This window comes from Streptococcus sp. 11273D007BT (assembly GCF_053547195.1).
Map to the genome: position 1 here is coordinate 1116523 of NZ_JBPWPE010000001.1, position 20901 is coordinate 1137423.

Below are 20901 nucleotides of genomic sequence, written 5' to 3' on the forward strand. Positions count from 1 at the left end.
ACATTACTTCAAGTTATATCATGATGTCACTAGATAAATTATGCACGACGTGTTTTCATCTTGTAGCCTGCAAATGCCATCAACGCCAAACCAAATGCAACAAAAATGAGTGCACCGATACCACCAGTCATTGGTAATTCTGGAGTTTTATTGTTGAGGACTTGTTTAGCTTCTGCAACTGCTAAATCAACTGCTGTTGGATCTTGATAATAACTATTTTGATTAACAGTAAAATCAACCACTGAGTTAGCTGGTAAAGTATAACCCGTAGGAGCTTTTACTTCTTTCAAATAGTATGTGGAAGAGGCAGTCTCAGCAGTCTCACCTTTAGTACCATAAGAGAGCCCTTGGATTTCAAAAGCGCCATTTTCATCAGAAACAAGGATAACAGGACTACCCACTGCTACATCTTTAAATTTAGCAGCATTATCAGTTTGAGCCTTGTTGTCATCTATCAATTTTTGAGTCCATACAACAGCCGCTTTAATATCACTATCTGAATAAAGTTCAAATTCTGCACCAGCTAGTTTTTTTGTAGTAGTTGTGCCATCGACTTTTTCAAATCGCTTACCACCCTCATGAACTTTAGGTTCATCAGATTCTGGTGTTTCTTCAGGTCCACCATTTGGATCGTACGGATTTTCATAAATAATGGTTGTTTTGTTTCCAACTGGCTTACCTGGAACAGCTTTATCATTTAATACGGTATCTAATTCAACAGAAACAAACACTTTTGGTAGAGTCGCATCTTGAATGTCTGTGGAACTTGCATAATCCGCATTAGGGTTTTGATCACGATAATCAGCTAGTTTAGTAATCCCTGCAGCTGTCAATTTCACTAGTAAGGTACGAGTTGCTTCGGTGTATTCTACTGTATAATCAGTGGTTAGCGTTAAGGTTTCATTACCGACCTTCACACTCTTAACCTCTGAATAATCTAAAGCTTCGGAAAGAACATCTTTGAACCAGTAAGTTTTATAGTTACGGATATCAACTGGAACAGTTCCTTTTAAGAACCAAGTTACAGTATCACCAACACTCTGACCACTGGTATTATTTCCCTCTTCGACAACATCTTTACCAGTTGTAGGGGTCTCTGTTACGTTTTTTGGATAAACATGGACATTAGTACTGTATCCTGTTTCTGTCCCAAAAGGTAATGTGACTAACATAGGAACAGTACCTGTAACTTGCATAGCACCTGATGCTGCAACATCACCTGAAGCCAACTCTACAATCCAATATTTACCGTAATTAGCTTTATCAACTTGGATCGTTGCAATACCATCAGCATCTGTTGCTGCGGTTATACCAGTAGTGGTGTATGCCGCTTTTAACTGATCTAAGCTCATAGCAGATAAAGTGTCAACAGTATCATTATCACCTACTTTAAACCATTGGAATTTTACACCTTGCATTGGTGTGACGGTAAAGTCAAGTGAATTAATATCAATGGCTGAACCATCAGCGTTCGCTTGTAATTGATTTTCTTCAGGACGAGTAGCACCTGTGTTCAACTTATGAATGGTAATGGTCGTTGAATCTGGCACATTATCATTCGCAAGGACAAAAAGAGGTGCAAGGGCCATAAGAAAACTCACCACAAACGTGAAAAGTTTACTAAGCTTTTTCATTTTTCTCCTCCTATCTTCATGAAATAACTGAAGTAACCAAAAGTATGCGCTTTCAATTATTATGTTAATATTCTCAAAAAAACTTGTCAAATATTTATATTATATTTTATACTTTTATTATTAATCATTCATTTATTAAAAAACCTAAATGGTCAAATTAAGCTAGACATTTTCAAGTAACTCAGAAAAACTTTATATGATGTTTGATAATTCAAAGACTTTCTAGGAATCTTATTCCTCTTATCAACTATAGCTGATAAAAACTGCTGAGAAATATAGGTAAAGTCCATCTGTTTAGGCAATCCGTTTCATCTTAGTAAACCATTCGAGTGTTCATTGAGCCCTCGTTGTCCAGGACAACCTGGATCGGTAAAGAAAATATCGATGTCATGTGCATTCGAAATAGACTTCCAATTGGAAAATTCTTTCCCACAATCAAAAGTGCATCTTCATCTGTTACATCTACATTGTAAAGAAGAACTCCATAGTTTTGCAAATGCCATCCAGTGCCAACGTCAATTCATGAGGATGGTATTTTTTCCGCATTCGTTTATTCATCATTATTTTCCTTTCCATGTTTTTGAAACTTCCTTGATCAATCCTACGATAAAGACTACCCAAATCATCAAGATAAATGCAGCCAGCGCTGACAAAAATAAAAAGGAGATAAACTGCCATAACATCTCTAACATTTGTATCTCCTGTTTAAGAGTAACAAAAAAAGCACTTAGATTGCTCTAGGCGCTTGATTGTTTAGTAAGCAAAGTTTAGTTTTGATTTTATATCTTGATAAAGTTTTAAGATTTCAGGAGGAGTATCTTCACGGAAGATAAACTGTTTCTTTCCTGAAATAGTTTTATCGCCAACAATCCAGTGGCGGATTTGTTTTGTAAAAATCAAAACTTCTTTGCTCGGCATTGCCATTACTTCCATGATAATACCTCCTTAACTTTATTTAACAGATTTGGGTCTGTAGCTTTATCCCCCAATACCCCAACTTCAGCAACCAACTCATTGATGTTATCGTTGTAAAATGCAATAGCTGCATTATCGCTTATGTTATAAAGATAATTGTAGTCATGCTTCAATTGTTCTTTGACATACGACACCAAAGGGGAATTTAATTCAGACATTGCCTGTTCAACGTTATTATAACGTTTTTTATTTTCTTTGTAAAATGCTTTAGCAGAGTCCCAATGTTTTTTGTGAGTTAATTCATGTATCATGGTATCTTTAATGCTTTGAGCTGCAAAATAATTATCAGATAGAATTTTAGCAAATTCTTTTTCTGAATGAAGTGTATCGCTCACAAATAGAATATCTTGCTTGTAATCATAACCCGCAAAACCAGTTAATCTTGACTTTTTCAGAAAAACAATTGTCGGGACAGGATAATCTTTCAATTCGTTAAGACTAGACTGCACATTGAAAACAGTGTCCCTAATTTTCTTTGTATTGTCTTGTGCCCAAAAATCAAAATCAGTTCCATTCAATTTCTTTGTTTTGACTCTGATATCATTCCCAACTGTGAAAGAGCGCTGCTTAGCCATTAGGTCTATCATCGGAAAATCCTGATTATATATCCTGTTTTGAGATTTTTCAACAACTTTACCATCCTCACCATCAAACACCTCCGCAATTGCACATCGACAGTAAGGGTGAAAAGGGGGGCAGTTTCGCTAGTCATCATCGTATCGACGCGATACTTCTTTCCGGCTTTTGGCTTACAGACGCCACACGCTTTGGGCTCTGGCAGAACCTCATAATATTCAAAGCCATTCCGCAACATAGATTGTTTGGCAACTTCTATTTGCACTCTGGCATGTTCCGTAATAGCTAAACGCTTAGCGTCCGAAACATTAACGACAAAGTCTTTTCGTAAATTTCTAGCGATTACAAGACCGTTCTGGCCTCGAATAATAGCTTGATAGACTTCCTGAGCAACAATCGTACGCAACTTGTCTTGCCTATCCCAAATTGACTTAGACCAACTCGCTCCTTTAAAGTTAGCGTTGATAGTAGCTTCTGCAATATCACCAATTGCTTTAGGATTCGGTGAAGCTGGTGCTATCAAATTCGAAAACTACAATAAAGACAACCGTACCATCACTATCAACGGTACACTCGATCCAACTAAAAAAGGATCAGAAGGTGTAAAAACCACACCAAAGACAGCTGCATCTATCAGAACTGTAGATTTAACAAACAAAGAAATTGAAATCATTGAAGAATTCATCCAGCTACACGAACTCCGAAAAAACACCAACCCAAATTACAAAGATATGGGATTTATATTCGTATCAGACAACGGCATCCCCATAGGAAAGTCTTCAATTGGCAAGCTGATGAAAAATGCTAACGAGACCTTAAAAAAACCGATTCAAAAACCACTCCACCCTCACATTTTACGGCACACACTTATTAGCACACTAGCTGAACATAATATCCCCCTAAAAGCAATTACCCAACGTGTAGGACACAAAGATAACGGAAAAACAACCATGGAGATATACACCCATGTGACTAAAAATATTCAGTCACAAATTGTGAGTGTTCTAGATAATCTTTATCAATAGTTTGCCCCTTTTTTGCCCCTTTTCAGACAAAAAGAAAAACCGCTACTCCGAAGAATAGCGGTTTAATCATGTTTTTAAGCTACTTTAGTAGTTGCTCTATTATTTAAGAGTAACAATTACCTAATACCTACAAACGTTGATATAATTAGTATTATCTTGTCATATTTTAGTTTAGTGGGGTTTTGGTGGGGTTTGACGATACTCCAAACTTATGTAGTGCTTGGGTTATCTCTCTTCCACCACTGGCTTTTTGACTATCATACAAATGTGAATAAGTATTCAATGTTGTAGCTTTGTCAACCCTTCCTGAACGCTGAGAGACATACAGAACATCTTTTCCCATTACATTTATCAAAAAACTGTCGTGAGAATGTCGCAACCCTTTTCCAGTGATTACCTCTACTCCTGCTTTTTTAGCATGCCTCTTGAGAATACGACTCAAAGTACATTTACTTAATGGTTTTCCAAATCGTGCTAAAACATAACTATCGTTATTATTTTCCACTTGTACGGCTCTCCACTGTTGTAATACATCTACCGTTTCATCATCAAGTTCAATCCATCTCACACCAGCTTCTGTTTTAGTTTGATTTTTCCGAATGAAAATACCATTTCCCTCATATTCAAGCGTACTTTGGACATGAAGGAGCTTCCTCTCAAAATCAATATCAGACCAAATTAAGCTCAACCCCTCAGATACTCTAAGTCCAGTAAAGAAGTATAGCCAAATTGCAGTAAATCTATGCCTTTCTTCATAGTCCGATAGGTCAAAGGTTGCAATAACCTTTCTAAAGTCGTCCAGTGTCCAAAATTTTGTATTTGGTCGTGAACCTTTAGGGTTATCAAGTGATTTACAAGGAAAGTCATCAATGATTTGAAGACGTTCTGCATACCCCAAACATTGCTTAAAGCGAATCCACACACCTTTAGCATAATTAGGAGAGTATTTATCAATTAGATGAATTCTGAATTTCTCACACTCCCTAACCGTTATGGAAGATAATTTCTTTTGACCAAAAATTTCTATAAACATTTTATGGTGAGTCATAGCTGTCTTATACGTGACTGATTGGACTGTTTGTTTATAATATGGAAGATAAATCTCCTCCATATAATCAGCAAACGTCAAGTAATCACCATTCCTATTTTGTGATATTTGGAATTCTGCTCTTATCCGACATAACTCATCATATGCTTGTTTTTCACTCTTAAACGGATTTCCAAATTGGTCTTTATAACTTTTCTTCCGCTGACGCTTACCAGTTAAGTCATTTGCCTTAAACTCTGTTTGGTAGTATATTCTCCCTTTTTTATCACGAGATACTCCACGATATTTTTTACTTGCCATTTTCAGTTCCTTTCTATTCATCAAAAGGTAACTGAAAGCCTAGTAATTCTTCAACGATATACGTTGGTGCTAGGTCAAGTCTTGAATTTTCAAAGGGCGATTTCTTTAATTCTACCAAATTATCTGAAGAAGTTCTAGTTTTTTCAAATTTTGCTATTGCAATCATCTTTGCTTGATGAATAATATTCCTTGCCGTATGTTTTGGGAAACCTAATTCAACCAGTTTCTTATGATTTACCGTCTTACTCATAAACTATTACCTCACTTTATATTCATGTGATATAATAGAATCATCATAGGATAATTCCATTTCTTATGTTAACGCTCATCAGAATTGCTCGCCAAAGTATCTTCTGATGAGTTTTTTATTTTATCCAAAGACCATTTATTATTTAATGATACTTGAGCCAATAAAAATTCCAGTAACTCTTCTTTGGACATTTTCCCATTGTGTTTAAAATCGTAAATAAGAGATACTTCTACATCAGTTGATGGCACTTTTACTATACGATTCGCAACACTTTCCGATGAGGATTGAAGATACTCCACCGAACTCTTTGGAGTCTCTCTATACAGAGTAACTAAGCTATCTATTCGCCGAATGAATTGCGATAAATCCTCTTTTTCATTACCCTTGGTATGATAAAAGAATTCAAGGGGATGCTTGGTACTGGTGATAATAATGACTCTTGCAGATCCCATACGATTATGGTATCTTGCTGAAATCGGACTAATATTATAAGGGTCAAGTAATTTTAGCCAGTCAGATGCTGTTAAACTATCTCCTCTCACATCATCCAGCAATAGAATCTCTTCCCCATTAACCTCATCGAAAATATTAGTTCCAGCAGTTACAACGTCAGACCAACTATAGTTGTTAGTATTTGCTAGGCTGATAAGTTCTTTGACAAATGTTTTTGCAAAACGTGATTTTCCTACCCCACTATCCCCAGTTAAGAAAAAAATACTTTTCTGAAATTCTTCATTTTCAAGAGCCAGCTTTGTAGCGTTAGACTTAATTTCGCCAAGTGTCATAAAAGCCTCATTTATCTTTGTTTTGTTCAAAGCATAAAGAATTTGTAACTTAGGGTCTGATAATATTTCTTGCTTGGTTATTTGTTGGTTCAAAATTTGAAGGTAAATATCATCTAAAGAGGTATTGCTTTTAGAAATATCTTTCTTAGCCTTACCTTCCTTCCAACTCTTATACCTTTCTGTAACAACATCAAGGTAGTTTTTCCCGTGTAATGTAGTCACTTCATTAGGGTCGTACTGAAATTTATCACTGTCCTTGGCATGAATGAGATAGGCTAAAAAATTATCAAAAGCATATCTTCCTGATTTAGCCTTTTCAATGTACTGTGGCTCAATTCCAAGTTGCAAAGCGAGGCTAATCAGTGTCGCTCCTTTGGAAAATTTTAATAAAATGTGAGCATGGCTTTTTTCAGGTACCGTTTTGATTTCTCTAGTTTCCAAGTTATAAATCTCATTAACATCCTTGTCGTGAATAATCGCATAGGCATCTGATACCGTTGCAATTTCTGATACTTTATTTACCACCTCCTCAAGTAATGGGGACAAGTTCCCTTCTTTAGCACCATTGATTATGTCTTCATCCCAACCAAGCCAATATTCAGGTTCTAGTTGCTGTGTAATCATGATACAAGATAATTTCGCTTCTTTCTTACTCATGGAATAAATAGACCTCCTGTTTTAATTATTCTTTTAACTATTTAGGGTTAGACTCTGTTGACAAGCCCAGTCTAACCGCACGTAGAATAGTTAGAGTTGAAATGCAATATTTTTTCTTCTTGGGGCTTTGCCCCAAACCCCAGCCTCTCCTGCCCGATGAAACCTAAAATATCCAAAAATACGCTTGTCCACTGGACAAGGGACGGGGTAGTATTTTTCTTCGTTTCTCTCCCGCCTTAACGGCTCCGCTCCACTACGAAAAATCTCCACCCCTCAAGCCCTTGCAAGCCTCCATTTTCCTGCTAATCGAATCACGCCGACACTACACCGATGAAAAAACACCTAGATAGGTTACTGTCGTCAAAACTAGTGTAGCAGAAAAACCGCTCCCACTCACTCATAGCGAGAAAATAACTCTTGAATACGTTGATTTAATCGTTCTTCATCTTTAACTTGAATTGTCCGAAACAATTTAACTTCTTCACCCTCAAGCTGAAAATAACCATAACCTCTAGGTTTGACAATTACTTCATCTTTCTCCATATCAGGGAAAAGTAATTGGCGGTTATTAGCTGATTTTAAGAAAGTTGTTGATAGGGAAATGATACAGTTAAAATTGTAGCGACCAGGCAAGTCAGACATCAGGAAACGTTGACTGGATAGTATAATTCGTAAACCTAAGCTTCTTCCCATGCTGTTCATCATTAACATTTTGGATAAAATCTCTTTGTGCTTTTTCCTGTCTGTCTGCTCAAGATAAGCTAGAAAGGCTTGCCACTCATCAAAGATTAAGTAAACATTATGACTATTCGTTTCTGACTTGTTTAGCCTTGCTTCAAAGCGTTGAAATACCATTTCAAAGAGTTCGAGACAGTCAAATCCTCTTGCAATATGCCTACCAGTCATTGGAAACATTTCATCATCTGCTTTAAAGTCCATAAAATATGCTTCCGCAGTTGTATCATAAAATGAAATCAGACCGAGGCTTCTCCGAAGGAACCTTGATTTTCCAACTCCTGATGGACCTGCTATAATCCAAGCAAAGAATCGGTTTATATCAATAGAAACAGGGGTTGGTTGACCCCTGTTATTGATTTCAAAGACATTCTTAATCATGCTAAAAATCTTCCTCAACTTGATTTTTTTGCAAAAGCATTTCGTTTGCAGGCAATAACCGAACCTTAATAGCTAGGAAAGGTTCACGCTTAGAACGGCTAACAACACAGTCCGTGTAAGCATTAGAAATAAACTTGACTCTTTGTCGTACTTTAGTTTCAAAGTCCGAAAGTAGTTCATCAGAGATTTCTTTATCTAGATGAATGAAGAATACTCCTTGTTTATTATCAAAACACTCTACACCTTGCGAAAACTGCAAGGTAGAAACTGGTAGTTCTGCAACTCCAACTTCTGTGAGCCAATGGTAAACCGTTGTGACTAACGGATTTGCAGACGTTTGCTTACTCTTTTTATAACTTTCCCACATTGTTGAGAAGATTTCGCCGTCTGTGAAAACAAAGAGGAGGGATAAGATTGCTCCGATAAGTGGGACAATCCAAATTAAGAACCTGATAAGCAAGACAAGTAATAACAAAGCTACTAAGACAGATAAAACTTGATAGTACCACCTGAGTGAAAGAAAATATTGAAAAACTTCTTTAATTTTTTTCATATTAGATTTTTCCTATTTTACAGAAATATCAGCAAGGTCAAGAACTAGTGCCAAGCCTGTGGGCTGTTTATATTTGTCAAACAAAAATGCAACCTCATAATGATTGAATGAAATTTCCACATCTTGTAAATTGGACAAATCTTCTCCATGATAGTTGCGAAGTTTAACCTTGAAAGTAGGACAATGCTCTTCTTGACCTATACTTTCGAACCGTTCAAAAAGTTCAGTATCGACTCCAGTTAGATTAGCCTAATAGCGTTCATTTTCTTCGCCTTGGTTCAAAATACCTGTAGTGATACCAACGACCTTGATAAATTCAGAAACTTCCACTTCCGATGAGATTGCTTCTGTGAGTTTTTTGGGACTCCCAAAAAGTCCTAGTTTTAATGCCATTAGGCACCTCCTATAATTAAAAGCATGGTCAGAATTTCTATAAATGAAATGCTGACAAGTAAAAAAATCATATGCTCAATTTTCCTGCCGAGAGCTAGGCACTTATTAATGCATTGGTCTTCTCCTTTATTTTTATATTTTAAGTATACCTATCAATCAGTCAAAAAAACTCGCCAATTTTACTATATTTTTATCAAATCGGTTTGCAATTTTTTTTAATTTGTCAGGATTGTTCCAGAAATAATAGTTATACGCCTCTGTATAGAGTTTTTGAAAATTTTCATTCTCAATTATTCTATCTAAAAATTTGACATCTATCTTGTCACACCCAAAAATTCGTTGGAGAGTTCTTGAAGAAACTGACGCATAACCAGAAGCTTCCATAGGTATACCAAGTTCCCGACAATATTTTTCAGTGTTTGTAATAACATCATAAAATGACTGATGCTTTGGTATCCGCCCTTTTAACACCTTCTCCGAAAAATATTGAAAAGTCAGTGACACTTTGGTCAGCTTAGCAATGTAATCTGTGTTAAATGTTGACATTGTAAGCGGTACAATAACAGGTTTAAATCCCATTTGCTCAAATCTACTTTTAGTCATATGATTTTCCTCCAAATTTTAGTTCTTACATTCACTATATAGCAAGGGGAACATTCCTTATAGCAGGGGGAAAGTAAAAATGCATCCACTAATTGAGTCTAGTAAGGTTTAAATTAGTTCTAGTCAGGTAGCTAGCGCAATATCCAGGATAAGAGCTATATCCAGTGTTTATCATTTTAAGTAACGGAATATAGATCCAACACCAAGCTTTTTAGCAAGTTTAGTAGTAAGAATAGGATAATTTACAACGTATACCAGTTTTTAAACACAAAAAACCAAGTCATGTGACTTGGTTTTAATTATCTATGATTTATCTCTAACAGCTTTTATTAACAAGATAAAAGCATCTAGCAATTGCTTCTGACTAGACTCTGGTAACTCTTGGAGTTCTTCTAACATAAAATTTAGAGTATTATCTGAACTTTCAATCTTACTTTCAAAAAATTCTGACGAGGAAGTATCTAGCGCTAGTAATATTTTTTCCAGTGTATCAATCTTTATATTAGAACCCTTGTTTTCAAGGTTTGAAATATAATCAGTTCCTACTCCTGATACTTCACTCAATGCTTGCTGACTCATCCCTTTACTCTTGCGTAAAACTCTCACACGTTTTCCAACATATCTTTTTAGATTGTGTTCTTTCATCATAGTTACCGCCCTCATACAGTAACTATGATACAGAGATTTAAACTATAATATAACCAGTCTATAGACTAATTTTATTAAAATATTGGTTTATAGACTAAAAAATATGATAAAATAGTCTATAAGTAGGTATAGTCATAAAAAATATACTCTACAATATTTTTTTCAGGAGAAAGATAAAATGAAGAAAACAAAAGTTTTATCAGGTTTAGCTCTTGTTGCAGGGGCGGTCGCAATCAGCGCCAATGCCCAAGCAGAAGAGGTGACAGCACAAGTTACCACTGAAACACCTGTAACAACCGCTCAGGAAGCAACTGAGACAAAGGTGACGACAGAGGCGTTAGCGCAAGCCTCAGAGGTGGCGACAAGCACACAAGCAAATGCAGACAGTCAAGCAAGTGTGGTAGCGACAGCTTCATCAGAAGTTACCTCGCAATCAGTGGTGGTGTCTTCTCTTACCTCAGAAGTGGCAAAAGCCAATGTGACAGAGCAAGATTTGAGCAATGCTCAAGCTACTATTGAGAGCGCACAAGGACAGGTAACGGCAACCTCAGAAGCCTTAAAAACCGCTCAAGAGACAGAGACGACTGCACAAGCTAAGGTCTCTTCTCAAGAAAGCGTAGTAGCTGATGCTCAGACGAAGGCTAGCGAGACGGCTAGTGCGGTGGCTGAGGCTCAATCTAAGGTTGATGCTTTGAGTGGTTCTACGGATACTACGGCTCTTGAACAGAACGTTGCTGACCTTACAACTAAGGTAGCTAGCGACAAGGATGCGGTATCTTCTGCCCAGTCAGCTCTTGAGTCGGCTAAGTTGGCTGAGAGCAATAAGGCTGAAGCCGTATCTCAACAACAAAAGGTAGTAGCTGAGGCTGAACAAGCCGTAGATTCGTCTGCTAAGGCTCTTGTTGAGGCAACTTCTACTAAGGACAATGCCCAATCAGCTCTTTCAGAAGCTCAGTCAACCCTTGAAACTGCCAAAAAAGGTACTACGGTTACTGAAACTATTAAGACTGGCGAAACAACTAGCACTACAGGTGGTAAGACAACCATCAATGCAGATACTGTCCCTAGTGTAAAAGTAGGTAGAACTGAAACTGTAGAGGTGGACGGTATCTTCCTTACGGATGAGCTTATCTCTGCCTATAAAGCAGGTAGCGGGGTAGCTAGTGCAGCTAGCAGTTCTAAGTGGTTTGATGGGGATTTCTATCTATTTAGTCCTCAAAGAATGGCTTCACTAGTAAAATATCCTGACGGCAATACTTTATACGTTGATGATTTGTCTGATGCTACTATTACAGATTTGACTTTGTTTGCGGCAGCTCTTATTAACGATGCACGTGCTAAGGTTGGTACTGAACCACTTAAAGTTACTAGCGAGTCCGTGGCTAAAACTCGTCAGTGGTTAGATGCTTACTTTAAGGCTTATTACTCAGTTGGTGAGAACCAGTCTTGGAGCGAGGATGAACTAAAAAAAGTTGATTGGGGTTATCGTGATTTTACAACAATTTTTACAGTTTCTCAAGAAGAAGTTAGGAAACAGGCTAGTGATACGGTTTTAGGTTCTTCTGCTAAGGTTATTGAAGTTAACGAACAACTCCAAGGTAGCTACCTTACTGAATATGCGGGGTCTGGTAAGAAGCTTACTATTACTGAGGGTCAGCTTAAGGATACGGTTTTCCGTGCGGTTTCTAGTGCCTTATACTTTGATGGGGTATCTCTTGACTTGTTGGGTCTTACTAATTCTTCTAATAGTTTTGGGCTTGAGTTATTGCGTGAGGCTAGACATATTTATAAACGTGACGGATGGTTGACACCTTATTTAACCTTGATTAACTCTAGCGGGGAGGCCATTCCTAACCCTTACGAGACGGTTACTGGCGGTACTACGACGGTTACCCCTATCTATGAGACGGTTACTCGTACTGTCGTTGACCCTGTTCTTGTAGCTAATGCTCAATCTAGTCTTACTAAAGCTCAGGTAGATTTCGATAACGCCTTATCAGCTTATGAAACTGCCCGCACGGCTTACGAAACGGCTCAGGCTACGTTTACGTCTGCTCAGTCAACTTTAGCTGACCTTATCAATGGTACGGTTGATGTTGCATCTTTAGAAACAGCCCTTGCCGAAGCCCAAGCAACCCTATCTCAAGATGAGCAAGCTTTGCAGTCTGCTAAGGAAACCCTAGCTCTTGCTAAGGCTAGTGCTACTGATAAGGCTATTGCTCTTTCTAAGGCTCAGGCTAGTCTTACTTCTGCAAAAGAGGCTGATGTCCTTGCTCAATCAACTTTAGCTGAAGCTCAGGCTACTCTAGCTCAATTAAAAGCAGAACTCAGTCAAGCTCAAAGTGCTACCGCAGATGCTAAAACAGCTTACACCAATGCACAAGCTACTCTTGAGACAGCCAAAGCTCAACTAGAGGCTATGAAAACTGCTAAAGCTAACTTGCCAAGTCTAGTGGAACAACTCACTCAAGCACAGGCTAAATTAGAAGAGTTAGAGGCGCTCTTAGCTACAGAAGAGGCAAGTCTAGAAGACCTAGAAGCTATCGCAGATGAAGCACTTGCTATCTATGAAGCTCTGCTTGCTCAATACCAAACGCAAGAAGTCCAAGCTCAACGCGATGCCATCATCAAAAACGGTGGTCAACCAGTAGCTATCAAGGATGAAAACGGAGTTATTGTGGCTTATGTTGACGGCAGAGCGGACGAGAAACAAGCTATCCAAACAGCCTACAACAAAGCTGTCACGAAGCAAGTCTCAGCCAAAGTCCTAAAAGAAAAACCACAAGCAAACTATCAAGCTAAATCAGCTACCCTGCCAAACACAGGAGACGACCAAACTGCTATCTTCTCACTGATGGGACTGGCTATGCTAGGACTTGCAGGTGTGGGAGTTAAACGCAAGCTCTAAACCGTGAGCATAACGGAGGAAAGATAAATGACTAAATTAGCATTCAAATTAGGTTCTAGGTATGACAACATGAGCGCAAAAAGTGTCTATGATGCACACTTTTATCATGCTGATAATCATAACGGCAAGGTGTTATTCACAACACAAACAAAAATTGCTCAGGACATAGACAAACTAATACTTATGGAAGCACAAACTAATAATGCCTTTATTGCAAAAGTTAAACGTTTTGAAAGCTATTCAGAGGCTAGGGATAATGGGTATGAACTACCCTCACAATGGCATTTAGAATATAAGGCTAGCGAAAATGAACAAGAAACTTATCAAAAATTTGGTCTCAGTGAACTCCAAGTACTGAGTGAAAACGATTTAGCAAAATATATTAATATTAGGACAAAAAAACCTCTAATCAATAGTATATCTGGCGCTAATTCTAGAGTTTACGTCGATATTGATGACGTGGTCGATGTAAAATAAAACAAAAATCTTCTTACTTTTATAAGTAGGAAGATTTTTTTGATAAAAATTGATAAATTGATAAAAAATAAACCCCACTAGAATAAATCTTAGTGGGGTTTTGGTGGGGAATGAAACTATTTCCCACTCTATTAAATCGCCCTAAGCGACTTGAAAACCTTGATTTACTAGGCTTCCGCAATCAAATTGCAGTACTCTATTATTTAAGAGTAACAATTGCACAACCTGTTAAATGTGCAGTATCAAGGGGTTTGAGTTCATAAATTTGAAGTTTGGCAGGAATTTTGGCATAAAATTGAATCCAGTCCTGCACTTTTAATATTTTGTGTGATTTCTTCAGAAACTGTTTTATCTAAAGCATTAAACCAATGACTATATGTGTTCAAAGTTGTTGATTTATCAGCATGTCCCATTCGTCTTGCCACATATAAAATATCTTTTTTCAGAACATTTATTAGATAAGAAGCATGACTATGTCTAAGACCTTTACCTGTAATAACAGGAACTCCTACTTGTTGTGCCTTACGTTTGATGATGCGACAAATGGTTGATTTACAAAAAGGATCTCCAAATCTTGAAATGATAAAATCTGTATCTTGATTTGCAAACTGATTTTTTCGCCAAACTTGAAGTACTTCAATAGTTATATCATCCAATTCAATAAGTCGTTCACCTGCTGGAGTCTTTGTTTGGTCTTTACGATACCAATTTCCATTTTCATCTTTCTCCAAGGTTGTATGCACCTTTAGAAATTTTTTATCAAAATCAATATCCTCCCAACATAAAGATAAACCTTCACTCACTCGTACACCTGTCATATAATATAACCAGATGGCAGTAAATCGTTGTAATTCTTCATAATCATGTAAGTCAAATGATTTGATAAATGTCTGAAACTCCGCATAGGTCCAAAATGGAGTTTCTGGATGCTTACCTCTAGGATTATCTAATGCTTTACAAGGCATATCTGAAATATAGCCAAGTCTTTCTGCATAACCCATACAAGCTTTAAACCTTGACCATAAATTTTTCGCATAGTTTTCAGAATAATTTTCTATGATATGCAATCTAAAAGCCTCGCAATCTCTAGGAGTTATTGCTTTTAATGGCTTTGAACCAAAATATTGAATAAAAAGTTTATGATGAGGAAGAGCCGTCTTATATGTCACAGACTGAACTTTTTGCTTATACGCTCTTAAATAAATTTTGTTCATATAGTTTTCAAAAGTCATATTGTAATTTTCTAAACTGACTTTGTTGGCAAATTCATATTTTATACGAACTAATTCGTCATATGCTTCTTTCATTGTTTCAAAGGTTTTACCATATTGATTTTTTCTAGCTTTCTTTTGTACCCTTTTGCCAGTTACTGGGTCGATTCCAAGATCAATCTGATAAAATATCTTTCCCTTATTATCACAATAAACACCTTTGTATTTTTTACTACTTTTTGTTACCATTTGGATTCTCACTTTCTAAATGTTATTTAGATAGTGGAATCCCTATTAATTGTTCCACAATTTCTGCTGGTGCGATACCTAGTCTTCGATTGTCAAAGGGCGATTTACTTAATTGTACCGCATTATGGTCAACTTTGCGAGCTTCTTCAAACTTTTTTACAGCAATTCTTTTAGCTTCTCGAATAATGTCTCTAGAGGTATGTTCAGGAAATCCTAAATTCATTAAATCTTTATATGTAGCAGTTCTCATACACTTTTCTCCTCAAATCACTAAGTTTTTTTACACGCTAGATGAGATTTGAATGGTTAGTTCAATCATGGGAATTTCACCCGCTGTCCTTTTACGATGGCAGCCTGAACGGTCAGAAGTATCATTATCATTATTTGTGTCATGGCAGATAGGTTACCATCCTATTTTTGAATAAATGATTTTCGCTCATTTCCTGGCGCATTACATTCTATTGCTCAACAAATAAATAAAGTCCCACCTAGAATTATTCAATTGTCAATGAACAAATCAGGAGGGACTATTTTAAATTATTCTTTATTCGGTGGGGAAAGTCAGTTTGCCCCAACAAATAATCTGTACTGACGTTGTAAAGATTCGAGAGTTGTATTAGCACTTCAGCCGATAATGTATGTTCACCTCGCTCAATCTTTGCGTATGCTGAACGTGTAATACTAAGATAATCGGATACATTCTGCTGAGTTAAGTCATGATCCTCTCGTATATCTCTTATTCGCCGATACATTAAGCTTTCTCCTAAGAAAAAGTATACTGTACAAATTATAAAAAGACGGAAAATGGTCCAGCTTGGACCAAACAGATTATTAAAAAAGAGGAGTACCTCTCCTCTTTTTTAACTCCTATAAAAGCCTAGTGACTTGTATGTTATATAGAAGCGATTTATTTAAAACTAATTATTTTTTTCCAAAACATCTACTGTTAATTTATAAAAAAGGATAGAAAATATACTATTTACTACCAGAAAAATAGATAAATTACCAAAAGACATATCTGTTAATGCTCTACTTCGGAGTGCAACCATTGGCTGAGAATAAGGGAAAAATTTTGTTAAATCTTCATTGATAAAGATAAGTACAAAATTCAATACACTTCCAACTGTCGCAATTCCAATACTTTTACTGAAATTTCTTGTTTTCACTGTTATATACGATTGAAGAATAATTATTGGAACAGATGCTAAAAGTGACAATAATAGCCATTTAATATACGTCTGTAAACTCAAATCCAGAATAATTCCATCAGCATGAATTGCTATAATAAAAATAATTAATAATACTAGTTGAACTGGAAGAATAATGAAAAAACTACACAATAATTTACCAAAATACAATTTCCACATTGAGACTTGGTTTGCTTTCAACATTTCAAGGTTTTTTCGTTCAAATTCAGGTATAATCAGTAAACCAGCAATAATAGCAAGCATCGGAGGATAGAGCAAGGTGCTATTATAAAATGTTAATTGTCCCCATAAAACCAGTGATTGTGTTCCTTCAACTAAAACATCCCTATTAGAAAAATATATTCCTAACCCAATAAAACTAGAAAAAGTCAGAAAAGCCATTCCAATCAACAAAAGTTGGATTTTTCTAGCTTTTTTCCATTCTGCCTTAAAATAACTTCCCATCTTTATTCCCTCTCTTTCTCAAAACGAGATTGGCTATAGCATACAACAATAAACAATAAACAGAATAAATTATCAACTTCCAAAATAATTGACTATCAAAAATGTATGCAAACTCCCCGCCACCAAGAGACTGATATTTATAGGGTGCTAAGCTACCAAATCCTGTTATAGGATTAATCAAACTACTGAAGCCATAACTTCTTGGAGTCAAAACAATGCCTAAAAAACCACCTAACAAACCTAATGCCAATAATAGACCCTGTTTTTCTACTACTATAGCTAAGAATAAATAGATACAAATCAAAGAATATACTGAAAGAAATTGGGCAAAAAGTTGAAATAAAATAACTGAGAACGGGATTCTGATGCCTACTTGTTGACCAAAAATACAAATAGCAATGACTTCTAGAATTGACATGAAGCTAAAGATAATAACCATAAATAAGAATTTATTGGCAAAAATAGTTAGAAGATTATGACCATTTGAAAATTGCAACTTAAAAGTCTGACCCTCACGCTCATTCCATACAATGCGAGCAGCAAATACACAAACTGCTATAGGAAGCATGAGGAGGTTGACATTTTGATTGCTAAATAAAATTTCTACCCCTTTTAATTCTGGATGGGAAGAGAATGCAGAATTAAACGTAACGATATTCCATAGTGTCGCAACAATAATCAAAATAGTTACTATTGAAAAAGATTTTGTTCGTTTACTTTTTAACCATTCAATGTATATACCTCTCATGCTACACCTCCTTGGTTAACTCTAGAAAAATATCTTCTAGTGTTTCACTCTCTCTGACCACTCTAAAAATGCGATAACCACTCTTGGTTAAATAACTTACTACATCTGCTAATTTATCATTATCAATATCGCTTATTTTGACATAACTTGCAGTTGCACCTAATACTTCTACTGAACCGAACTCAACCAAACTCTGAACTATATTATTCTGAGAAAAATCTCCACCAATCTCCACCCACCTATTAGCTTTAATAGCTTCGATTTCTCCTTCATAAACCAAACGTCCGTGATTGATAATTCCAACTCTGTCTGCAATATACTCAATCTCTGTAAGAATATGACTAGAAATAAATACTGTCAATCCCTCTTCTTTAGCTAATTTAACAATTAATTCTCGAATTTCATGAATGCCGGCTGGATCAAGACCATTGGTCGGCTCATCAAGTAAAAGAATTTTGGGTTTCTTAACCAACGCAAAAGCAAGTGCTAGTCTTTGTTTCATACCAAGTGAATAATCCCTCACAAGTTTTTTCCGATTTTTTTCTTCTGACAATCCCACTAACTCTAATGTTGGCCAAATATTTTCTTTTGCGAATCCTACCATCTTCTGAAAGACCATTAAATTTTCATAACCTGTAAGATTAGGATAATAAGAAGGTTCCTCAATCATTGACCCAATTTGTTTTAGATAGCCTTTGCCATTTTGTATATTAGAGCCAGTTACTATGATTTCTCCCGAAGTAGGACTAATCAGAGACAATATCATTTTCATAGTTGTTGTTTTACCTGCCCCATTTGGTCCAAGAAAACCGTAAATTTCACCCTCTCGGACGGTAATCTTTTCTAAGTCTACCGTGGTAATATCTTTATACACTTTTGATAGTCTACGCAATTCAATTACATTTTTCATCTCTACATACCTAATATAAGCCTACTCTTAGGGCTCTTCCTCTCTTTTTTATTTCACTACTATTGTACTGTCACAAGTTAAAGATAACATTAAGAGAACTGGGGTTTACTTAAAAACTAGAACAAATAAATTTTCCATAATTTACATTTGTTTCCATGAGATTCTTATGACTATCTTTAATCACTTCACCAGACTCCTCATCAATGAATATAACATTGTCAACAAAATTCACAATATCTAAATGGTGACTTACAATCAGCATTGTTTTATCCGAATACCTAGAAGACTGTAATACATTTTCATAAATTCTATTTTTACTGTGTTCATCCAAATTACTAAACGCCTCATCCCAAAAAACAATGCCGTTATCTTTTATCAATGATTTTGCTATAAGTAATTTCTGAATTTGTCCACCTGATAAATTTTTCCCCTGTTTTAACAATTTAGAATATATTTTGTTAGGTAGCTGAGAGATTACTTCATCCGCTGCCGTATCTTTCAATATTTGATAAAGAGGAGATAAATCATTAGAAGTCCATTCAAGATTTTCTAAAATACTTCCTTTTCTAAGCGTCATATTCTGTAAAACCACACTTATATAATCCTCAAATCCTACGATTCCATATCTAATAGAGCCATTATAACGAAGCATGCCTGCTAGAAGTAACAGTAATGTAGATTTACCACTCCCCGATTTTCCTACAATAGCAATTTTTTCTCCTTTTTTGACTGTAAGATTAATATTTTTATAGATTGGTTTATTACCATAAGAAAAGTTTAAGTTATCAGTCTGTATTAAATAATCGTTTGATTCTGAACTCGGTACAGTAATTGGTGCTGAGTCTTTCAACAAATCACTTTGCTTTTCAGCGTAAATCTCCAATCGAAGTATTTCGAAAATTGCTCCTTTCACCTGTTCAATTGCCGAAATCAATAATGAAATGCTAGTTTGATATACAAGTAAGTCCGAAAGTGATACTTCTATATAGTTATTGTAATAAACTGATATAACTATAATAGAAGATAAACTGATGTAGTTAAATATAGTTCCAATCAATTGAGATAGATTTTCAATTCTCAAAATTTGAGAGTATTTTGTTGTGACTTTATTATTGACTGTCACCCAAGAATTGAAAATTTTATCTTCTTTTCTCATTATCTTTATATAGTCAATATCGTCCAAATCGGTTTGTAATTCCGAATTAAAATCGATAAGATATTGCAAATACGTTTGATTGTATTCGCTTTGTTTATAATATAACAGTATCGAAAATATACTATAGACAGAGATCATCACAACTAAAATCACTGTTAATTTTACAGAGATTGTCATTAAATAGATAAAAATTACCAAGGCTGAAATTAAACTTATAAACGACGGTATAATTTTTAATGTAACATTATCTCTTAATATTGATTTTAGATTAATCTTTTCAGAAACCCCACCACTTAAATGATTGCGAAAATATAACAAAGGCTTCTTTAAAAGCCTTATAAATAACTCTTTACTATAATATTTGTCAAAATCCCTATTATACTTATTCAGCGCCCTATTTTTTACAAAATATCCAAGCAGTTGAAAAACAAGAACAAAACTTAGTAAAAATAAATTTGCACTGAATTTGAACTCATCTGTTAGCATTTGTCTTAAATTTATTGAAAACAATAGTACACTTGCTTGAATAAATAACAAAGATAAAATAAATAAGGAAATGGGTTTGACCTGAAGTGTCTTCTTAAAATAACTCCAAAAAATGGGGTTATATCTTTCTGGCTTAAACTCGTTACCTTTATTTACCATAATCATCGTTCCAGAATAATGTTCCATAAACTCACTTTTATGGTATCTAATTCGGCCAATTGCAGGATCTACAATTAGGACTCGGTCAGTTTTAATTTTTTCTAGAACTACAAAATGATCGTTATTCCAGTGAATAATCATTCTTCTTTTGGTTTCTTCGTAAATTTTCAATAAATCATCAAATGAAGTTCGATAAGCATTTATAGTCACTCCAAATCTATCATTTAAAGTTAGTAGATAAGATAAACTTAGACCATCTGCTGGTAATGAATCTTTATTACAGACTTCATGTAAAGGGATTCGGTGTCCAAGGTCATTCAACATCATAGTATAACAAGCTAGAAGACAATCTTCTTCATTGTTTTGCAAAATAATCTTCATC

The 20901-nt window shown here is 35.6% G+C and carries 24 protein-coding genes and 1 pseudogene; 3 read left to right on the top strand and 22 right to left on the bottom strand.

Annotation, left to right across the window (positions count from 1 at the left end):
* Positions 1-38: 38 nt before the first annotated feature.
* The 6 genes and pseudogenes from ACEE75_RS05710 to ACEE75_RS05735 form a co-directional block, all read right to left on the bottom strand.
* Positions 39-1634: a SpaH/EbpB family LPXTG-anchored major pilin gene (locus tag ACEE75_RS05710; RefSeq protein WP_447575042.1), complete on the bottom strand. Its 1596-nt coding sequence runs from the start codon at positions 1632-1634 to the stop codon at positions 39-41.
* A gap of 152 nt (positions 1635-1786) precedes the next feature.
* A pseudogene (locus ACEE75_RS05715) lies at positions 1787-2077 on the bottom strand (IS30 family transposase); the annotation flags it as partial.
* Between the two features lie 117 nt (positions 2078-2194).
* A complete protein-coding gene (locus ACEE75_RS05720; protein ID WP_447575043.1) occupies positions 2195-2326 on the bottom strand; it encodes a hypothetical protein in 132 nt (43 codons plus the stop codon).
* A gap of 61 nt (positions 2327-2387) precedes the next feature.
* Entirely contained in the window at positions 2388-2567 is a 180-nt protein-coding gene (locus ACEE75_RS05725) for a hypothetical protein (RefSeq protein ID WP_024398001.1), read from the bottom strand.
* Positions 2558-3196, bottom strand: coding sequence for a hypothetical protein (locus ACEE75_RS05730; protein ID WP_449164864.1), 639 nt, complete (start codon positions 3194-3196; stop codon positions 2558-2560). Before ACEE75_RS05730 ends, ACEE75_RS05725 begins: the two co-directional genes overlap by 10 nt.
* Positions 3193-3591: a phage minor head protein gene (locus ACEE75_RS05735; RefSeq protein ID WP_447575047.1), complete on the bottom strand. Its 399-nt coding sequence runs from the start codon at positions 3589-3591 to the stop codon at positions 3193-3195. The genes ACEE75_RS05730 and ACEE75_RS05735 overlap by 4 nt, the downstream gene beginning before the upstream one ends.
* Positions 3592-3646: 55 nt before the next feature.
* Here ACEE75_RS05735 and ACEE75_RS05740 point away from each other — a divergent pair, with 55 nt between their 5' ends.
* Positions 3647-4210 carry a site-specific integrase gene (locus ACEE75_RS05740; protein ID WP_449164865.1) on the top strand — a complete coding sequence of 188 codons (564 nt, stop codon included), beginning with the start codon at positions 3647-3649 and terminating at the stop codon, positions 4208-4210.
* A gap of 166 nt (positions 4211-4376) precedes the next feature.
* Here the strand turns inward: ACEE75_RS05740 and ACEE75_RS05745 are convergent, their stop codons facing one another.
* From ACEE75_RS05745 to ACEE75_RS05785, 9 genes are all read right to left on the bottom strand, one after another.
* Positions 4377-5558: a tyrosine-type recombinase/integrase gene (locus ACEE75_RS05745; protein WP_447575051.1), complete on the bottom strand. Its 1182-nt coding sequence runs from the start codon at positions 5556-5558 to the stop codon at positions 4377-4379.
* A gap of 13 nt (positions 5559-5571) precedes the next feature.
* Positions 5572-5808 carry a DUF3173 family protein gene (locus tag ACEE75_RS05750; protein ID WP_447575053.1) on the bottom strand — a complete coding sequence of 79 codons (237 nt, stop codon included), beginning with the start codon at positions 5806-5808 and terminating at the stop codon, positions 5572-5574.
* 68 nt (positions 5809-5876) lie between these two features.
* Positions 5877-7250, bottom strand: coding sequence for a Rep family protein (locus ACEE75_RS05755; RefSeq protein WP_447575055.1), 1374 nt, complete (start codon positions 7248-7250; stop codon positions 5877-5879).
* A 393-nt stretch (positions 7251-7643) separates the two neighbouring features.
* Positions 7644-8366 (bottom strand): hypothetical protein, encoded by a 723-nt coding sequence (locus tag ACEE75_RS05760; protein ID WP_447575057.1) that lies wholly within the window; start codon positions 8364-8366, stop codon positions 7644-7646.
* Position 8367: 1 nt separating this feature from the next.
* On the bottom strand, positions 8368-8919 hold the full coding sequence (locus ACEE75_RS05765; protein ID WP_447575059.1) for a hypothetical protein: 552 nt from the start codon (positions 8917-8919) through the stop codon (positions 8368-8370).
* 12 nt (positions 8920-8931) lie between these two features.
* Positions 8932-9057: a hypothetical protein gene (locus ACEE75_RS05770; RefSeq protein WP_447575061.1), complete on the bottom strand. Its 126-nt coding sequence runs from the start codon at positions 9055-9057 to the stop codon at positions 8932-8934.
* Positions 9058-9168: 111 nt separating this feature from the next.
* Complete coding sequence (locus ACEE75_RS05775; protein WP_447575063.1) at positions 9169-9312, bottom strand: hypothetical protein; 144 nt, start codon at positions 9310-9312, stop codon at positions 9169-9171.
* 156 nt (positions 9313-9468) lie between these two features.
* Positions 9469-9915: a hypothetical protein gene (locus tag ACEE75_RS05780; RefSeq protein ID WP_447575064.1), complete on the bottom strand. Its 447-nt coding sequence runs from the start codon at positions 9913-9915 to the stop codon at positions 9469-9471.
* A 303-nt stretch (positions 9916-10218) separates the two neighbouring features.
* Positions 10219-10563 (bottom strand): helix-turn-helix domain-containing protein, encoded by a 345-nt coding sequence (locus ACEE75_RS05785; RefSeq protein ID WP_447575065.1) that lies wholly within the window; start codon positions 10561-10563, stop codon positions 10219-10221.
* A 178-nt stretch (positions 10564-10741) separates the two neighbouring features.
* On the opposite strand from ACEE75_RS05785, the gene ACEE75_RS05790 reads away from it, so the two are divergent.
* Positions 10742-13471, top strand: a complete 2730-nt coding sequence (locus tag ACEE75_RS05790) for an SEC10/PgrA surface exclusion domain-containing protein (RefSeq protein ID WP_449164866.1) — start codon at positions 10742-10744, stop codon at positions 13469-13471.
* A 27-nt stretch (positions 13472-13498) separates the two neighbouring features.
* Positions 13499-13948: a hypothetical protein gene (locus ACEE75_RS05795; RefSeq protein WP_449173584.1), complete on the top strand. Its 450-nt coding sequence runs from the start codon at positions 13499-13501 to the stop codon at positions 13946-13948.
* 257 nt (positions 13949-14205) lie between these two features.
* Here ACEE75_RS05795 and ACEE75_RS05800 read toward each other — a convergent pair whose 3' ends face one another.
* The 7 genes from ACEE75_RS05800 to ACEE75_RS05830 all read right to left on the bottom strand — a co-directional run bounded on the left by ACEE75_RS05800 (position 14206) and on the right by ACEE75_RS05830 (position 20900).
* The gene (locus tag ACEE75_RS05800) at positions 14206-15408 is read right to left on the bottom strand and encodes a tyrosine-type recombinase/integrase (protein WP_024401217.1); all 1203 of its coding nucleotides are present in this window, start codon (positions 15406-15408) and stop codon (positions 14206-14208) included.
* A gap of 22 nt (positions 15409-15430) precedes the next feature.
* Entirely contained in the window at positions 15431-15658 is a 228-nt protein-coding gene (locus ACEE75_RS05805; protein ID WP_001258320.1) for a DUF3173 family protein, read from the bottom strand.
* Between the two features lie 277 nt (positions 15659-15935).
* Complete coding sequence (locus tag ACEE75_RS05810; protein WP_002935042.1) at positions 15936-16160, bottom strand: helix-turn-helix domain-containing protein; 225 nt, start codon at positions 16158-16160, stop codon at positions 15936-15938.
* Positions 16161-16325: 165 nt separating this feature from the next.
* Positions 16326-17060, bottom strand: a complete 735-nt coding sequence (locus ACEE75_RS05815) for an ABC transporter permease (protein WP_002935043.1) — start codon at positions 17058-17060, stop codon at positions 16326-16328.
* A complete protein-coding gene (locus ACEE75_RS05820) occupies positions 17044-17808 on the bottom strand; it encodes an ABC transporter permease (protein WP_024394868.1) in 765 nt (254 codons plus the stop codon). Before ACEE75_RS05820 ends, ACEE75_RS05815 begins: the two co-directional genes overlap by 17 nt.
* 1 nt (position 17809) lies before the next feature.
* The gene (locus ACEE75_RS05825) at positions 17810-18718 is read right to left on the bottom strand and encodes an ABC transporter ATP-binding protein (protein WP_024401216.1); all 909 of its coding nucleotides are present in this window, start codon (positions 18716-18718) and stop codon (positions 17810-17812) included.
* Between the two features lie 109 nt (positions 18719-18827).
* On the bottom strand, positions 18828-20900 hold the full coding sequence (locus tag ACEE75_RS05830; RefSeq protein ID WP_024401215.1) for a cysteine peptidase family C39 domain-containing protein: 2073 nt from the start codon (positions 20898-20900) through the stop codon (positions 18828-18830).
* Position 20901: the final 1 nt, after the last annotated feature.

Coding starts and splice junctions, on each gene's coding strand:
- ACEE75_RS05725 (WP_024398001.1), bottom strand. CDS start 2,567: ATGGAAGTAATGGCAATGCCGAGCAAAGAAGTTTTGATTTTTACAAAA.
- ACEE75_RS05730 (WP_449164864.1), bottom strand. CDS start 3,196: ATGATAGACCTAATGGCTAAGCAGCGCTCTTTCACAGTTGGGAATGAT.
- ACEE75_RS05780 (WP_447575064.1), bottom strand. CDS start 9,915: ATGACTAAAAGTAGATTTGAGCAAATGGGATTTAAACCTGTTATTGTA.
- ACEE75_RS05750 (WP_447575053.1), bottom strand. CDS start 5,808: ATGAGTAAGACGGTAAATCATAAGAAACTGGTTGAATTAGGTTTCCCA.
- ACEE75_RS05825 (WP_024401216.1), bottom strand. CDS start 18,718: ATGAAAAATGTAATTGAATTGCGTAGACTATCAAAAGTGTATAAAGAT.
- ACEE75_RS05810 (WP_002935042.1), bottom strand. CDS start 16,160: ATGTATCGGCGAATAAGAGATATACGAGAGGATCATGACTTAACTCAG.
- ACEE75_RS05805 (WP_001258320.1), bottom strand. CDS start 15,658: ATGAGAACTGCTACATATAAAGATTTAATGAATTTAGGATTTCCTGAA.
- ACEE75_RS05765 (WP_447575059.1), bottom strand. CDS start 8,919: ATGAAAAAAATTAAAGAAGTTTTTCAATATTTTCTTTCACTCAGGTGG.
- ACEE75_RS05830 (WP_024401215.1), bottom strand. CDS start 20,900: ATGAAGATTATTTTGCAAAACAATGAAGAAGATTGTCTTCTAGCTTGT.
- ACEE75_RS05815 (WP_002935043.1), bottom strand. CDS start 17,060: ATGGGAAGTTATTTTAAGGCAGAATGGAAAAAAGCTAGAAAAATCCAA.
- ACEE75_RS05720 (WP_447575043.1), bottom strand. CDS start 2,326: ATGTTAGAGATGTTATGGCAGTTTATCTCCTTTTTATTTTTGTCAGCG.
- ACEE75_RS05820 (WP_024394868.1), bottom strand. CDS start 17,808: ATGAGAGGTATATACATTGAATGGTTAAAAAGTAAACGAACAAAATCT.
- ACEE75_RS05800 (WP_024401217.1), bottom strand. CDS start 15,408: ATGGTAACAAAAAGTAGTAAAAAATACAAAGGTGTTTATTGTGATAAT.
- ACEE75_RS05755 (WP_447575055.1), bottom strand. CDS start 7,250: ATGAGTAAGAAAGAAGCGAAATTATCTTGTATCATGATTACACAGCAA.
- ACEE75_RS05790 (WP_449164866.1), top strand. CDS start 10,742: ATGAAGAAAACAAAAGTTTTATCAGGTTTAGCTCTTGTTGCAGGGGCG.
- ACEE75_RS05760 (WP_447575057.1), bottom strand. CDS start 8,366: ATGATTAAGAATGTCTTTGAAATCAATAACAGGGGTCAACCAACCCCT.
- ACEE75_RS05775 (WP_447575063.1), bottom strand. CDS start 9,312: ATGGCATTAAAACTAGGACTTTTTGGGAGTCCCAAAAAACTCACAGAA.
- ACEE75_RS05745 (WP_447575051.1), bottom strand. CDS start 5,558: ATGGCAAGTAAAAAATATCGTGGAGTATCTCGTGATAAAAAAGGGAGA.
- ACEE75_RS05795 (WP_449173584.1), top strand. CDS start 13,499: ATGACTAAATTAGCATTCAAATTAGGTTCTAGGTATGACAACATGAGC.
- ACEE75_RS05785 (WP_447575065.1), bottom strand. CDS start 10,563: ATGATGAAAGAACACAATCTAAAAAGATATGTTGGAAAACGTGTGAGA.
- ACEE75_RS05710 (WP_447575042.1), bottom strand. CDS start 1,634: ATGAAAAAGCTTAGTAAACTTTTCACGTTTGTGGTGAGTTTTCTTATG.